The sequence below is a fragment of the Paenibacillus sp. LC231 genome, assembly GCF_001860525.1.
Taxonomy (GTDB): domain Bacteria; phylum Bacillota; class Bacilli; order Paenibacillales; family Paenibacillaceae; genus Paenibacillus_AQ.
Map to the genome: position 1 here is coordinate 13,370 of NZ_JFOM01000027.1, position 15,655 is coordinate 29,024.

Sequence of the window (15,655 nt, forward strand, 5' to 3'; positions counted from 1 at the left end):
AAATTGGCGGCTTTTATGGTTGCTGCACACTCTTTCAGGCAAAAATCGCAATCGGTGGCCCTTCTTAGCCATTCTGATGTTACGTGTATTTTCATACATTGTATGGACAAGCGAAAACAGAAATAAGCAGAGGGTGGGGAGGAATCGTTGTGAAGCTGCATCAAATCCAAGTGACGGGCATGACTTGCACGGCTTGTGCAGCCCGGATCGAGAAAGTCCTTCGTAAGGTGCAAGGCATTCAATCTGTCCGTGTTAGCCTCGCCTTATCTCAGGCCACGATTCATTATGAACCGACGCAGATTGGTATAGAGAAGATCATGGAGAAAATCGAAAAACTTGGCTATGGAGCGACAGACAGGCTGTCTCATCCGCAGGCCGGGATCGATGCGGAGACGGGAGCGTATCGCATCCGGTTTATCATTGCCGCTTGTTTATCCATGCCGCTCATATGGGCGATGATGGCGCATGTTGCCGATTGGCCTGCACAATGGATACCGAATTTGTTGATGGAACCTGTATTTCAATGGTTGCTCGCTACCTTGCTTCAGTTTGGCGTAGGGTATCCTTTCTATTACGGAGCTTACCAGGCCATGATCCATCGTACGGCAAACATGGATACTCTCGTTGCGTTAAGTACCTCGGTGGCTTATTTCTACAGCCACTATGCCATGTTTGAATCCCGGGACAGCTTTACGCATCCAACGCTTTATTTTGATACGATTGCGATGGTGATGACCGCGGTTCTGCTGGGCAAGTGGCTTGAGACCATGGCCAAAGGCAGAGCATTGAAACAGCTTAGTGCCTTATATGAGCTTCAGGTTAAACGGGTTCGAGTCTTACGCAGTCATGGGGAAGAATGGCTTTCAGCGGATCAGGTGCAGATCGGAGACCGCATCCGGGTGAATCAGGGGGAATGGATCTCCATTGACGGCTTTGTTCAGTCGGGGACGGCGGAAGCCGATGAATCTATGCTGACAGGTGAAAGTACAGCGGTGGCAAAGGGCATGAAAGATCGAGTCTACGCCGGCACGCGTTGTCTGATCGGAAGTTTGGACATCGTGGTTGATAAATATCATGACGAAACCCGCCTGTCTCAAATGATTGGGCTAATCGAGTCGGCGCAGCAGGGGAAACCGGCCATTCAGCGAACCGTAGATCGTATAGCGGCGATTTTTGTTCCCATGATGATCGGTTGTGCTGCGCTTACCTATGCGGGGTGGCTCTGGTTTTCCCAATCTCCCGGTGCATCCGAAACGGCCATGCGCCACGCGCTGTCTGTATTGTTAATCGCCTGTCCCTGTGCGCTCGGGTTAGCTACGCCGGTATCCATCCTGATCGCAACCGGCTCGTCAGCCCAAAGAGGCGTTCTATTCAAAGACGGCCGTTCTCTGGAGAGTTTGCGCCGAACGGATGTCGTATTGTTGGATAAGACTGGCACATTGACGGAAGGAACGCCTCAACTTACGGCGATTTACACTGCGGACGGCACCAAAGCTGCCTACGCGCTATCCATGTCGGCTGCGGTGGCTTCCCGGTCCGCCCACCCGTTAGCACAAGCCATTGTACGAGCTGCCCAAGACAAACATTCCCCCATTTTGGAAGCCCAGAAATTTCAAGAGCGGGTTGGGAAAGGGATGGAAGGCTATGTCAAAGGTGAGCACGTATGCGTGGGAAATCGAAGATGGCTGCTGGAGCAGGGCATACAGCTGGAGAGTCCTCCAGATCACCCCGGCTATACAAGGATTTATGTCGCCGTGAACGGGAAGTGCATCGGGTCGCTAGTATTGATTGACAAGCTTAGAAAAGACGCCCGGAAGATTGTACAGGAGTTAAAGCGCCGAGCCGATGTGTGGATGGTAACTGGCGATGAGGAGCAGGCCGCCGTGGCGGTGGCTGCCGCGGCCGGGATCGATCAGATGCGCGCAGGCATGCTTCCTGAAGACAAGCTGGCGTTCATCCGCGAGCTTCAACATCAAGGGCGTTCCGTTGCGATGATTGGCGATGGCATAAACGATGCGGCTGCGCTAGCCGTGGCAGATGTCGGCATGGCGATGGGCGGGGGAGCGGACGCGGCTAAACAGGCCGGCGACATCGTATTGATCGGAAACAAGCTATTCAACATCATCGATGCGTATACGTGGAGCCGCCAAACGATGCGGAACGTTCATCAGAATTTGCTGTTTGCTCTGTTGTATAACGCCGTTTCCGTACCATTGGCCGCATGCGGTTATTTGGATCCGCGCATCGCTTGCATCGGCATGGCGGCTAGCTCCGTGATTGTTGTTGCGAATGCGCTTAGATTGCAGCTGAAGGTGAAGAGACTGGATAAGAACCACATAATAATGTGAAGACGGAGTCCCAACCCGTTGATATGCAGCCACCGGTACGGGTCCGCGAGCCTGGGATTTCACCCGCACCTGGAATATGGTCATTCCTTTGGCTGGATAAAGTACCGGTATGTAACGAAGTGTGGAAAACATAACAGCTAATTGGCAGGGAACCATGTTGACTCTACCACTAACTGATCCTGAGTAACCTCTCGATCAGATGTAAACCGTCCTTTCTTGCGATGCAATAAAAGATAGTAAAAGGAAAAAGCCGCAGTCCGGGGACTGCGGCTATTCCTCAAGGCAGAGTTGTTTGCCATCACTCATCTATGGCAGGAAGGATCACTACGCCAGCTCCAACACAACCATTTGATGATTATCCAAATAAGGAACCGTGTAGTTAATCTCGTCTTGATTATTGACTGTATAAGGAAGGTCCTCCATCGAGGGAGCTAAATAGACCCGTTTAACCGAAGCCTGGGACGGGAGACGCAAGCCGACGGAAACATCCCGCAGCGGAACGATGTCTTCAATGACTTCAACACGCCCCTTCAACACAGGGGTCGCATATAGCAGGTGATTTATGTAGCGTTTCTCGCTCTGCTGATACTGAAGCGTCGCAATGCCTCGTGCCGGCAAATCGCAGCTCAAGGAAGGCTGCGGCAGGAGCCGGGCGAGAGCATGCAATACCATCTCTTTCAGAATGAGATGTCCATTGTCCGCGTAGTCGCCGAACACATTCCAAGCGATATAAATACCGCTTGTGCTTTCGATCATGCCGGGTCCGCTGTCCTCCCCCGCGCTTGGCGTGTGCTGATGCGAGCAGAACGTGAACACGTCCCGGTTAAAGTACGGATTCTCCCGGCTGCCAAGCGCACGACCACCGTTCAGTTCAACCTGCTGTCCTTCGCTGTACATGACAAATGAAGCAGGGAGAAGGGGCCCTGGAGTAAAGTCCGGACGGAAATATGACGGACGGTAAGGGCTGGCGCCTCTCCAGTTCAGTCCAAGATCAAGCGCAAATGCGCTGCCGTCCGGATCCAAACCTGAGCGACCCGTGGCCAGAAGCTTGCCGCCGCTCGCGGTAAAAGCGCGTATAGCTTCTCCCAATGCCGGCCATACCGGCACATCATCCGGCAAAATGAGCACTTTGTAGAGGCTGAAATCGGCACTGGCATCCACGATGTCGTACAGGTAATGTCCTTCGGTCAGAATGCGTACAGCTCCGGCATCCGCCAGATTGTTACGGTCTTCAGACTTCCGTGCTTCGGGACAAGCCTCCCAAGCAGCCTCCAGCGACAAGACAGCGATATCCGCCACTGAAGATGTTTCGCTGCACCATGGCTCCTTCGCTTCTACCTCCGCATAGGCGGTGCCGATCAAGGCGTAAGTCGCTTCATCCATCAGGCCGGAAGGGTGAAGCTGATCGCCGATTGAGCACTTGGCGCCGTGGGCAAGACTGAGCGCCGTTTCGAAGCGCAGCGCGTTCGGATGCTTGTAACCGCCGAATTCGCCCCAGGAGGTATGGAATTTGCCCGTCATGCCGAGATAGTCCATGCCAAGCGTCTGCGCATAGCGTGCGGACAGCGGAAAGTGGTCGTAACCCCAGCCTCCGGTCGGCAGCGATTCCAGTTCCAGATGACTGTTGACATGGGCAAGGTCGCGGCGGCCGCGACGCTGATGGCCGCTGTTATGGAAAACCGGAAGACCGGGCTTGATCTCGTCTACCGTTTCCCGAACGCGGCGGGCATAGTTCAGGTAAGTCGCCTCGCCCAGGGCGGCAACGGCTGCTTCATCGCGAGGGTCTTGACCGGCTGATCGCAGCGCGGCCACGCAATGCTGACACCGGCATTTACGGGTCCCGACGATATCAAGGAAAATGCCATCCGCATCATATCTGGAAACTACCTCACGAATTTGCTCAATCAAGATGTCCAGGTAAGGCGTATTAAAGCAAAACTCGTGGTAGCCGGGCGTCATGAAATCTTTCACCCAGCGCGTACGATCTTCCGCGTCGCGGATCAGCCATTCGGGCTGGCGCCGCGCCAGCTTTTCGTCCAGCCCCGCGGATAAGTACACCGGCGTTTTGACGTCGATTTCGTGGGCGGCAGCAATCATCTCGCCCAGCAGATCGAATGAGAGATGCGGGTGCATTTCATTGGCTTCGCTCGGATGGTATGCCCAGCCGTGATGGCATTTTGAAAACACCGTGATGGAATCGACGTGCCCGGCACGCAGCATGTTCTGGAACTGGGATTTTGAAAAACGGCTTCCGATGTCGGCAATGACCTCGGATGTATGGAAGTCGAGATGAACCTGGCGATAACGCATGCGTAAACAGCCTCCTTAGTCGCTTTATGAGAGCGGTTACTCGTGATCAAATGTACCTCTTTTTCATGCGGGCAACCAGTGATAATATAGACTTTAAATAGCACAAAATGAACTTGCGAAAAGGAGGTGATGGCCTTGCTGTGCTTAGAATTCGCCATACCGCCGCTGCCGCAATTCGTAACGGCCGGACATGCCGTATGGGAGCCGGGAGACAGGCATTTCGCTCGTACCTTCGGCGTTTATGACCTGCTGCTGGTCACAAAAGGAACGCTCTATATGAGGGAGGAACAGACGGAGTATGAGGTAGGCGCGGGAAAGCTGCTGGTGCTGGAGGCGGGGCTGCGGCATGTCGGGCACCAAGCCTGCTCGGAGCATACGGAGATTTATTGGGTGCATTTCATCCATGGGCATCCGGCCGTGCACATCCAGCAGGAGGATATTCCCTGGACAAGCCTGCTGTCCAAAGGCACGGTCGAAGACGTTGAGCCCTCATCGCAGCAGCGCATGTACTTGCCGAAGTTTGCATCCGTCGAGGTGCAAACCGTGGAGCCGATGCTGCGCGGATTGAACGATACCCACAACAGACTGAATGGAGAAAATGCGCTCCAGCTCCACCTTTTGCTGACCGAGCTGTTTGCCGCGCTGCAGGCAGGCTGCGCTCGGACGTCCGAGCCGGAGCCTTCCGTCCGGCTGGCCCAAGTTGCCACAGCCTATTTAAACGAACATTGGAGGGAGCCGTTTGAACGGGCCTCGCTGGAGGAAAAGCTCCATTTCCAAGCGAGTTATATCGCCAGATGCATGAAGATGCATATCGGCAAAACACCCCTGCAGTACGTGCTGCACCTGCGCCTGGAGGAGGCCAAGAAACTGCTTGGCGGTACGGTGCTTGGCATTTCCGAGATCGCGGAACGCGTGGGAATCCGAGATTCCAACTACATGACGCGCCTGTTTACCGCCAAGCTTGGCATGACGCCTGGTGCTTATCGGCAGATGCTTCGACAGAAGAAGGAAAGTGGAGGGAACGCGTTACCTGGGCAACCCTGATAAGTAATAAGGCATCCCAGAGATACAGTGAGTGCGTATCCCGTGTGAAGGTAATACTTCGAAAGGTCATTTTCGACATGGTTCGTATTTTGTCAGAGGTGGAATTGCGCCGGACGATTTTGTCATTTGGGGCGATGATTTCTTCCTGGAGGCGCTCATGCGTTTAAACAACGGGCGGCCCGGTTACTGGATGAACCCGAGAGGTCAAAAACAAGAGAGTGATTTCCACTATTTACTAAAAAGCGAGAGGCCCTGTGATTTTAGAAACAGACAGGGCCTCCGGATACCATGAGCCCTTGCTGTGCAGGGCTTTTTTTGATTGTACCTAGTAGACTGAGACAGGTTAGCCTTACCGATGAACACGGATAGGAAGCTGAGTCAACATTTGTCCTGCAGCGGAAGGACTCAGGTTATCTTCCAGTTTAAATTCAGGAACCGGTTCAATGCGCTTGAAGAAATCCATGAACCTGCTTATCGCGATATTTGCTTCCAGCCGTGCCAGCGGAGCGCCCAGGCAGAAGTGAGCGCCATTCCCAAAGGTTAAATGCTTTTTGTTATTGGCACGGTGGATGTTCAGGGTAAACGGATCTTCAAATACCTCTTCATCCATATTGGCAGCACTCATCCAGGCGACGACGAGATCCCCTCGTTTCATTTCCACGCCGAGAACATGATTGTCCTGTTTGACGGTTCGATCCATTTTGGCGATGTTAAACCGATAGCGGAGCATTTCCTCGATGGCATTGGGAAGGAGCTCGCGGTTAGCCTGGATTTCCCCGTAAATTTGGTTGTTGTCATATAAGAAGGAATAAAACGTATTGGCTAGCAGATGAGTCGTCGTTTCAATGCCTGCACCCAGGATAAACATCGTCGTTCTGACGATCTCATCGTCCGATAACCGATCCCCGTCCACCTCGGCTTGGATGAGGTCGGAGATGATATCGTCCGCTAGATTGCCTCTTTTTTGGACGATATGAGGATAGAGATAGTTGTAATATTCTTTGGCAGCACGACGTTTCAGTTCTTGAACATCTTCCGAATGGTTTTTAGGCAGGGGAAGGAACAGATGGTTTACCCACTCCTTGAATAATAACCGGTCTTCGGAAGGGACTCCGAGCAGATCCGCGATGACGATCGTTGGCAGCGCACTGGCATAATGTTGGACGATGTCAATGACGTTGGCGTCTCCCATTTCCTGCAGAAGCTGGTCTGCAATCTCTTGAATGCGCGGCTCCCAGAGCTTCAAGCTGCGTGGGGTGAAAGCGGCCGATATTAAGGCACGGCTTTTTTGGTGTTCCGGGGGGTCTGACTGCAGGTTAATCTTGCTCATTTTCTGGCCTTCGTCATTGTCGGCGCCAACGCTGATCATCGTCCGCGTTCTTACACTAGAGAAATATTCATGATCCTTGAGAACCCTCTTGACGTCGTTGTACCGGAAGATGTTCCAGGTTTGGGTCGCCTGATTATAAACGATGGGCTCATGCTGCAATTTGTGTTTGTACCAATCATAAGGATTGAATTCTTCGGTCGGTGAATGGAATTGCGTAATTTCCTCTAAGGAGATGATCTCATGATTCATTACATTCCCTCCAATGCTAGTGTAATATAACATATGTTAATTTAACATATAGTTGTAACTGGTCATAGTTTCCAATGACCCATGTCCAAAGTTCTGTTTATATTCTTCCTTGTCGGATTTTGGTTGAACATATACGCTAGAGATGTGCTGTTAAATCTGCAGCGGTTTCGTCAAATCCATCGACGAAAGGCCTGAACGATCATGTATCTTGAACTTCTCATTTTGATCCAAATCGAGAAATCCCCGAAACACGGGTATGAAATAAAAAAAGAAATACAAAAGGATCTCGGTTATTTAATGGACGTCAATCACAACATGTTATACCCGACATTGCGAAAATTTACGGAGGAGGGATTTGTTCGTAAACATCGAAATGAGCAGGAAGGCAGACCGAATCAATATGTATATGAAATTACAGAAACAGGGAGGGGAAAAATCGCAAATCTCATTAACGAATTCACTGAAAAAGATGCAAAACATCAAATCGAATTCATGGTTAGAGTGTCCCTGTTCGATCGTATTTCTAAGGAGGACCGGATGCGGATATTACATAGGAGAAAGAAGGACTTGGAGGAGCTGCTTTCCGATATCGAGAGAAGACGGAATCAAGGCGGGGACGAGTTGTTCCGGGACGAGGTTCTGCGGTATTCGGTCTCCCAGGTTCAAGGCGAATTGGCGTGGATCGACAGGCTGGTCGACAGTTTAACGTGATGGTTTAAGTACGGCTTCGACCAGATCATTGATCAATGAAGCATCCAGCACGACGATGTTTTAGCAATAGCCTGAACAAGGCATTAAGATTTTTAGATTTTGGCAAGTTAGAGCAAGTGAAGAACAATACGAAATGATATAAAGGAGTATAGTGGAACATGGATCAGACACTGGAAACACGTTTGAACGAAATGAAACAGGAGGCCGACCAATGGATGGCCTTTATCAGCGATAAAAACGCAGAGAACATCGTGAAGCGTACTTCGCTGCAGATCGGGATACATGACTATGCACTGCTTGAATATTGCCGATAAGCTAGAAGCGGGAACCTATCCGACCAAACCGTTGGAGACGTTTTTCCTGTCCAGACATATCCTGGACGAGGGACTGTTTCCAGATGCGGATGCCGACTGGATCGTTGGCGTTTATGAGCGGGTTCTGCAATTGAACAAAGGGAACCATCACCAACCTTTAAAGGAGTCAATGAACAGCTGCCGAATGGCGGCTTTTGTTTATCCTAGTCATACTGTTTAGGCAATAACGATAGAATCGAAAGCCGTTTATATAGTAGCTAAAGTGAGCCTGGTTGATATAAAATACGGACAAGAGGGCATGGAATTTTGGAGCCATTCGATAAATTGAAAGCGTTATCTTTATGATTCTGCCGAACTTATGAATAGACGGGAGGGGCCATTCGATGAAAGTGCTGATTGCCGACGACGACGTTTACACAAGGGAGGGCCTCGTTGAGGCGATCGAATGGAGGCGGCTGGGCATACAAGAGATTCTCCAGGCAGAAGACGGCTCGGAGGCGCTCCAGATGGCAGCGGCCCAACAACCCGAGATTGTCATTACCGATATTCGAATGCCCAAGCTGAACGGCATTGAATTTGCGGAGCGATTATCGGCCGTCTGCCCTGAGTGCAAGCTGCTTTTCATAAGCGGATATATGGAGGTGGCTTACATGAAAAGCGCGATTCGTCTCGCGGCCGTGGACTATGTGGAGAAGCCGATTAAGCTTCAGGAAATGGAGAAGGCCATCGGGAGGACGATCGGCTACATTCGCGAACGCAAGGAACGGGAGGCGCTGTTGAACCAGAAGGTTGATATGAATCGCAGGAAGCTGGCAATTGCGTTGCGAACCGGGGGGCATAGCCAGGATGAAATAATAGAGATGTGCGAAGAAGCTGGATTTCCAACAGATACGAGTTATATATCCATCATCATATCCCGGTTGGAAGGGAAGACAATGGAACCTTTGATTGCAGAGCAAAACGATTGGGGAACGTATGCGGGTACGGCATTAACCGAACAGCTCGATCGGCGAAGGGAACTCCTGTTGATCCCGCTGCGCCAACGGAATGAGCGCGGGATGGTGCTTCACGTGGCAGAGCAGATATGCCGGCGCAAGTCCGGCGTTCGAATCGGCGTGGGCTGCGTCGTCTCGGATCTGCATGAGGTACCCAGAAGCTTTCAAGAATCGGTGTTTGCTCTGGAGGCCGGCTTTTATCGCCCAGAGTCCATGATCGTAACGTTCGAGCCGAACTTGTTCGGACAACATTCCGTCTCGGGGGATGTCTATCTGGAATTCCATCACTGCCTGAAGCATAAACCTCAAGAACTGGCAGCATGGATGGAATCGTATTGCGACCGGCTCATGGCCGGCCCATACATGCTTAGAGAGGGGGTTGTATCGCTATTTGCTTCCTTTGCGCACGCTATTTTAAACGAGAAGAACGGAATGCTGCTTCGAACCGGCAAGGTCTATCAGCTTCGCGAAACCGAGCGGCATTTGAATCATTGCCAAACGATGAAGGAGGTTAAGGAGTACATTCTGGGTATGTGCCTTGCTTATCAAGAGGAAGTGAAAGAGACATCCATCTACTCCAGTGTGATACGAGCCGTGATGAAGTATGTATCCGCACATTGCAGCCATCCGGACCTGGATATCAGAGAGATTGCCGATCATGTGCATCTGTCGACTGCCCATCTGGGTGTTCTATTTAAACAGGAGACGGGGACCACGATGAAGCAGTACGTGAATGATTACCGGCTGGAATTGGCGAAAAGCTTGATAGCGGGAGAGCATTTCAAGATGGCTGATATCTCCAAAATGTGCGGTTATGCAAGTCCGGGCTATTTCGCCAAAGTATTCAAGTCATCCACCGGTCTGACGCCGGTTGAATATCGAAGGAAGCGTTCCGGATGAAGTTCAAGGCTTGGCTCGGGAATTTATCGTTAAGGAAAAAGCTGATGTTCCTGTTTGCAATGGTCGGCATCATTCCACTTGTGGTGACCTTTGCCGCCATTTACGGCGAGCTTCGGGATTCCATCATCAGCAAACAGCATGATGCCGCCAATCAAAATTTCGAACAGGCCTTGTCCTTGCTGTCGACCAAGTTCACCCATCTCGAAGATATCTCGTCCATGATCATGATCGACGAGCAGATCAACGAGGTTTTCTCAAAAGACCCGGATCGCTTGCAGGTGTGGGAACAGCTGACCGCGTTTGAGCGAATTACCGATTATACCCGCATTTTGCAGACCAACACCGAGATGAACGGCATCATTTACTATATCCATGATGACTTTGTTGTTGCCGGAGAAGGAGCAACCATGTACCGGCCGATCGGGAACGTGGCCGCTTTGCCATGGGCCAAGAAAATCATGGCCGCCGAAGGAAATGCGGTGTGGGTCCTTGCTGAGGACGAGGCTGCACCGTCAACGAGGCACCTCATGCTTGGCAGGGTATTGTGGAATGTTCATGATTTATCTAGACCTGTAGGTATCGTTACGGTTCGGATCGAGCTCGGCCAGCTTCAATCCTACGTCATGAATACGTCCGCGGGGCAGCTTATTTACCTGGAGACCGATGACGGAGAAGTCGTGATCAGCAGCGGACAAGACGGAATGGAGCATCGGGTTCAGCCGTTGTCCAGACCTATGAACCGCGAGCGGTTCGAGCCGATGACTGCGGGAGATAGCGAATATTTGGTTAGGGACTCGGGCATAGGATCGACCAACCTGTATCTGCGCTCCGTCCTATCGGCCGATACGGCGGCACAAGCCGTCAACCAGGCACGCTATCAAGTCTTGTTGGTTTACGGCGCCGTTTGCTTGGCTTTATTGATATGCATTATACCGGTAACCAAGTCCATCACACGGCGCATTTTCTTGTTGATGAACAAGATGAGCCAGGTCCGGCAAGGCCGGTTAAACACCCTGGATATTGCAACTCAAGAGGATGAAGTAGGGCATTTAGTTTCGAGTTACAATTATATGATCAACAGCGTGAGGGAGCTGATGGACAACCAATATCGCCTGGGCCAGGCAAAAAAAGGAGCCGAGCTCAAGGCGCTGCAGTCCCAGATCAATCCGCACTTCCTGTATAACACCCTCGATATGATCCTGTGGATGGCCCAGAAGGACGAGAAAGAGAATATTCAGGAAGTCGTTTATGCTCTGTCCGACTATTACAAGCTGATCCTGAACAAAGGAGAGGATTTTGTACCCTTGATAGATGAGCTCCGACTGTGTGAGAAGTATGCAGCTATACAGCAGAAGCGGTTCAAAGGGAAAATCCGGTTTGAAATCGAGGTTGAGGCGGAAGCAGAGGCATGCTTGCTTCCGAAAATCACGCTTCAGCCGATCGTCGAGAACGCCATCATTCACGGTGTATTGGAAAAAACCGAAACGGAAGGGCGGATTCTTATAAAAGGCAGCGTCCGCAGTGGGCGATTGCGATTGACCGTGAGTGACGACGGTCCGGGAATGAGGGAAGAAGTCTCTCATTCTGATGGGTACCGGGGGAGCGGCTATGGGCTGAACAATATCAGAAAGCGGTTGGAGTACTATTTCAACGAAGCAGACGGGATTCAATTGCATTCGGTACAAGGGACGGGTACAACCGTTTCCATCGATGTCCCGGCCATCACGGGGGACTTGAGTTCCTCCCTACTTCTCGAATCGGGTTGAAACTTGGCTGGACTCGGCACGCTTTTGGGTACATGGCGTATAGAAGAGGCTCCGCTTCATGCTGGGGTTTGCCTCATATTGAGATCATGAGGACAGAGGATACGCTATTTCGCCGAAATGGGCTCATTATGGGGATCTTACGGACACAGGATCCGTTATTGCACCATAATCGCGAATGATTCCACGCTAAATCCTGCAATAGCGGATCTCTTGTCCGCATATGGCTGTGAAACAGGTAAAACAAAGAAATAGCGGAACCAGGGTCCTATAATACCGGAAATCCATGGAGAGTTAATTTCATTGGCAGCCACGCTCGGTTATTACTGAGCATCCGGCATTGCCTTTCTGCTTAAACAAAGCTGGATCGATGATGGTAGTTCTAATAAGGGGAAGGGTAATACGGCGCAATTCCCCGGTGTTCTTTTGGTGAAATCAGCCGATGGCGTTGGTCCTGTTGAGGGAGAGGGTAATACGACGCATTACCCTGGTGTTACTTTGGTGAGATCAGCGTACTATCGAGATTGTGAGGGCAGCGGCTCAGCTGTTTGCTGCAACAGCCATCTACAGCAACAACAGCAACAACAGTAACAACAGCAACAACCGCAACAACAGTAACAACAGCAACAATAGCAACAACCATCCACTGAAACAACCATCAACTTATAAAAGGAGGATATCATTGCGGAAACCGGTACGAACCATAGGAGCGCTGCTGACCTGTATCTTCTTCATCGTCTTCATCTTGTCCGCATGCTGGCACGACCCTTCGCCCGATCTCGGGGAGGACGGAAATCCAGACATGATACGCGGTCCGGACGGACAGCCCGTCGTACAATTAAAGGGCATCACGATGGGCCGCGAGCCAGCGAGCGGAATGGATCGATTCTATCAACAGCTTGATGCGTTAACCATCAAGGACCTGGGAGCGACCATTCGATTCGATTTCATTCCATGGGGAGATGAGAAGAACCAGATCAGCCGAGCGATTGCATCCAAAGAATACGACCTCTATGTCGGAGGTGCGTGGTCTGATATCACATCTTTTGTTGCGAGGAATGCATTCGCGAATCTGACGCCATTGCTGGATCAGGTACCGGATCTCGTATCGCACTATGACGGGAAGCTGAATAGCGTCATGATCCATGGTAGGCTCTTCGGCATTCCGCAATACAATATGCCGGGCGGCGGAGGCGAAGGCATGCTCTTCCGGGAGGACCTGCGCAAAGCATGGGGATTGCCGGAAATCAAGGACCTCGAATCGGCTGAAAAATATCTTTACAAAGCCAAGGAGGCATATCCGGACACCCCGATGATCAATGACAAACGGTTTGCGGATAATCTGTGGACACTGATCGCCGGCTCCAAGTATCTTGATGTGGTCAAAGGATATGCGGTTGTCTCCGTCGACGAACCTTACAAAGCCCTCAGCATGTATGAAACCCCGGAGTATAGGCAGGTGCTGCTTCGAGCCAAGCAGTGGTATGAGGACGGGATCGTAAGCCGCAAGATACTGGCTGCCCAGGGGAATGCCACCGGCGAAACGCTGGAATGGATGAAAGCGGATAAGAAGCCGCTGGAATTCAACAACCATTTCGGCGCAGTCAGCAGCGGTTACATCGGAGTGCTCAAGGAGTTGTTTCCCGAGTTCGAGTACGGATGGTTTGATTATTATCTCGACCACGTGCCGAACTACATGCCTTTTATGACACCGGACAACATCACGATGATCTCGGTCGGCGCCCACTCCAAGCACAAGGAAATTGCGCTCAAGCTGATCGAGAAGGCGCACACGGATCGTATATATTACAATCTCCTGCTGTATGGCGTGGAAGGGGAGAACTACCACCTGGAGGGGGATTACATCAGCTACACGGGCATCAAGTCGGAAAACAAAAAGCCGGGCTGGACGGGATTGTATGACGGCAGTATGAGCCTGATGGAAAAATACCCGGGAGAATGGCAGGCCATCGTTGAGCATTTGCATTCGGAAGGCGCGAAACGGGCCGTAGAAAACGGTGAGAGCCCGCTTGCGGGATTCCGCTTCGATACGGGGCCGATAACGACGGAGCTCGCAGCCATGGATGCAGTCAGATCGCATCACATCGTACCGCTGTCCGTCGGCATGTCCGAAGGCATCGATGCTGATCTTGCGCTTGCTAGGCAGCGGATGAACGAAGCTGGATTCCCGAGCTTCATGGAGGAGCTGCAGAATCAGCTGGATGCATTCGCTGCTAAGAAATGATAGGGGATAATCATGAAGCAAACTAGTGATCCGACAAGGAAGCGAGGAGGTCTCAAATGACGAAATCCAATAGAAACCTTAATGTTGAACCTGAACGCATCGAACGTATCGAACGTATCTCTACAACCCTTACCGGTGACGGTGCCTGGTGCTGGTTTGCCGATCCGAGGGCGCTGCGACATGTCAATGCCGTAACGGGTAGCGACAAGACATACATCGGGTACATCGATGTTGCGGGCAGCATTCAGGCGGTTCAATATGATCATGTGACCCAAGAACGCAAGCAAGTGCGGGTGCGAGCGGGTTTTCAGCAGGATGACCATAATAATCCGACGTTTTTGGCACTGCCCGACGGCCGGGTGATGATTTTTTATTCCGAGCACTCGACAACCCCTTATATTTATTATCGCGTAACAACCCAGCCTGATGATCTAGAGACGTTAGGACCTGAAAAAATCATCGATACCACGGGATACGGGAATACCACCTATCCTTCGCCCTTCGTGTTGACGGATCAGCCCGATTATTTCTATTTACTGTGGCGTGGCGTAAACTGGCATCCGACCGTAGCAAGGTTCACGCTGCCGGATCCCGAAGGCGACGTCTCCTGCAACATGGAACCGAAGCAGATCGTGGATTCCAGATGCCATGAACAGGAAACCGGAAAAAGGCCGTATGCCAAGTACGAAACGAACGGCAAAGACAAAATTATGATGACGTATACCTACACACATCCGGACAATATGACTCCGAATTCGTTATACTATTCGTATTTGGACGTGAATACTCTGACGCTGCACGGAGCTGATGGCCATCAGCTCGCAGATCTGAATCGCGGGCCGCTGAAGCTGGACAACAATGAAACCGACCCGGCCCACTTGGTGGATCGCCTGCCGGGCATACGCAACTGGAACTGGGATATTGCCCCAGATAAAGAGGGATGCCCGGTAATCTTGTTTGTTAGGATCAATGCAGATAAGGATCGTCATCACTATTGTTACGCTAAGTGGTCCGGCTCCGATTGGCAGATTACACTGTTGGCAGATGGCGGACGATGGTTCCACCAAAATGAAGAAAGAGAACTTTGCTATTCCGGGGGCATGTCACTGGATCATAACGATCCTTCCACCGTGTATATGTCAATCCCCGTACAGGGTAAATACGGTGAGGTCTTCGAAATTCATCAATGCGTCATCGCGGATGATGGCTCGATCTGCAACATTAATCAAGTCACTGAAAACTCGACTCAAAACAACGTTCGACCTTTCGTCGTCCGCCATGCGTCGCCGGGCGAACCGTATGATGTGATATGGATGCACGGGGATTACTACTATTGGGATCATTCGCAAGGGAGATTGGGTTATACGACGGGGCTGCAAACCTTGTGTGAAGACGTAGCGATTGAAGACGAAAGGAGGACCGATCCTTCTGCATAAGTCATCTGCA

At 51.3% G+C, this 15,655-nt stretch carries 12 protein-coding genes; 9 read left to right on the forward strand and 3 right to left on the reverse strand.

Annotation, left to right across the window (positions count from 1 at the left end):
- Positions 1-149: 149 nt before the first annotated feature.
- A complete protein-coding gene (locus AK95_RS19775; protein ID WP_071221630.1) occupies positions 150-2,348 on the forward strand; it encodes a heavy metal translocating P-type ATPase in 2,199 nt (732 codons plus the stop codon).
- Positions 2,349-2,672: 324 nt separating this feature from the next.
- On the opposite strand, the gene AK95_RS19780 is transcribed toward AK95_RS19775, so the two are convergent.
- The gene (locus AK95_RS19780) at positions 2,673-4,658 is read right to left on the reverse strand and encodes an alpha-amylase family protein (RefSeq protein ID WP_071221631.1); all 1,986 of its coding nucleotides are present in this window, start codon (positions 4,656-4,658) and stop codon (positions 2,673-2,675) included.
- Between the two features lie 135 nt (positions 4,659-4,793).
- On the opposite strand from AK95_RS19780, the gene AK95_RS19785 reads away from it, so the two are divergent.
- Entirely contained in the window at positions 4,794-5,702 is a 909-nt protein-coding gene (locus AK95_RS19785; protein WP_071221632.1) for an AraC family transcriptional regulator, read from the forward strand.
- A gap of 349 nt (positions 5,703-6,051) precedes the next feature.
- On the opposite strand, the gene AK95_RS19790 is transcribed toward AK95_RS19785, so the two are convergent.
- Positions 6,052-7,281: a cytochrome P450 gene (locus AK95_RS19790; protein ID WP_071221633.1), complete on the reverse strand. Its 1,230-nt coding sequence runs from the start codon at positions 7,279-7,281 to the stop codon at positions 6,052-6,054.
- A gap of 201 nt (positions 7,282-7,482) precedes the next feature.
- Between AK95_RS19790 and AK95_RS35165 the strand changes: the two genes are divergently transcribed.
- The 5 genes from AK95_RS35165 (at position 7,483) to AK95_RS19810 (ending at position 11,967) form a co-directional block, all read left to right on the forward strand.
- A complete protein-coding gene (locus AK95_RS35165; protein ID WP_071221634.1) occupies positions 7,483-7,992 on the forward strand; it encodes a PadR family transcriptional regulator in 510 nt (169 codons plus the stop codon).
- Positions 7,993-8,150: 158 nt separating this feature from the next.
- The gene (locus AK95_RS35240) at positions 8,151-8,306 is read left to right on the forward strand and encodes a DUF6138 family protein (protein ID WP_201259412.1); all 156 of its coding nucleotides are present in this window, start codon (positions 8,151-8,153) and stop codon (positions 8,304-8,306) included.
- Positions 8,281-8,526 (forward strand): DUF6138 family protein, encoded by a 246-nt coding sequence (locus tag AK95_RS35245; protein ID WP_071221635.1) that lies wholly within the window; start codon positions 8,281-8,283, stop codon positions 8,524-8,526. Before AK95_RS35240 ends, AK95_RS35245 begins: the two co-directional genes overlap by 26 nt.
- A gap of 163 nt (positions 8,527-8,689) precedes the next feature.
- Positions 8,690-10,201 (forward strand): response regulator, encoded by a 1,512-nt coding sequence (locus AK95_RS19805; RefSeq protein WP_071221636.1) that lies wholly within the window; start codon positions 8,690-8,692, stop codon positions 10,199-10,201.
- Positions 10,198-11,967: a cache domain-containing sensor histidine kinase gene (locus AK95_RS19810; RefSeq protein WP_071221637.1), complete on the forward strand. Its 1,770-nt coding sequence runs from the start codon at positions 10,198-10,200 to the stop codon at positions 11,965-11,967. Before AK95_RS19805 ends, AK95_RS19810 begins: the two co-directional genes overlap by 4 nt.
- 490 nt (positions 11,968-12,457) lie before the next feature.
- Here the strand turns inward: AK95_RS19810 and AK95_RS34240 are convergent, their stop codons facing one another.
- Positions 12,458-12,607 carry a hypothetical protein gene (locus tag AK95_RS34240; RefSeq protein ID WP_162487612.1) on the reverse strand — a complete coding sequence of 50 codons (150 nt, stop codon included), beginning with the start codon at positions 12,605-12,607 and terminating at the stop codon, positions 12,458-12,460.
- A gap of 39 nt (positions 12,608-12,646) precedes the next feature.
- Here AK95_RS34240 and AK95_RS19815 point away from each other — a divergent pair, with 39 nt between their 5' ends.
- Entirely contained in the window at positions 12,647-14,209 is a 1,563-nt protein-coding gene (locus tag AK95_RS19815; RefSeq protein WP_235613167.1) for an extracellular solute-binding protein, read from the forward strand.
- Between the two features lie 56 nt (positions 14,210-14,265).
- Positions 14,266-15,645, forward strand: coding sequence for a BNR repeat-containing protein (locus tag AK95_RS19820; protein WP_071221638.1), 1,380 nt, complete (start codon positions 14,266-14,268; stop codon positions 15,643-15,645).
- Positions 15,646-15,655 lie beyond the last annotated feature (10 nt).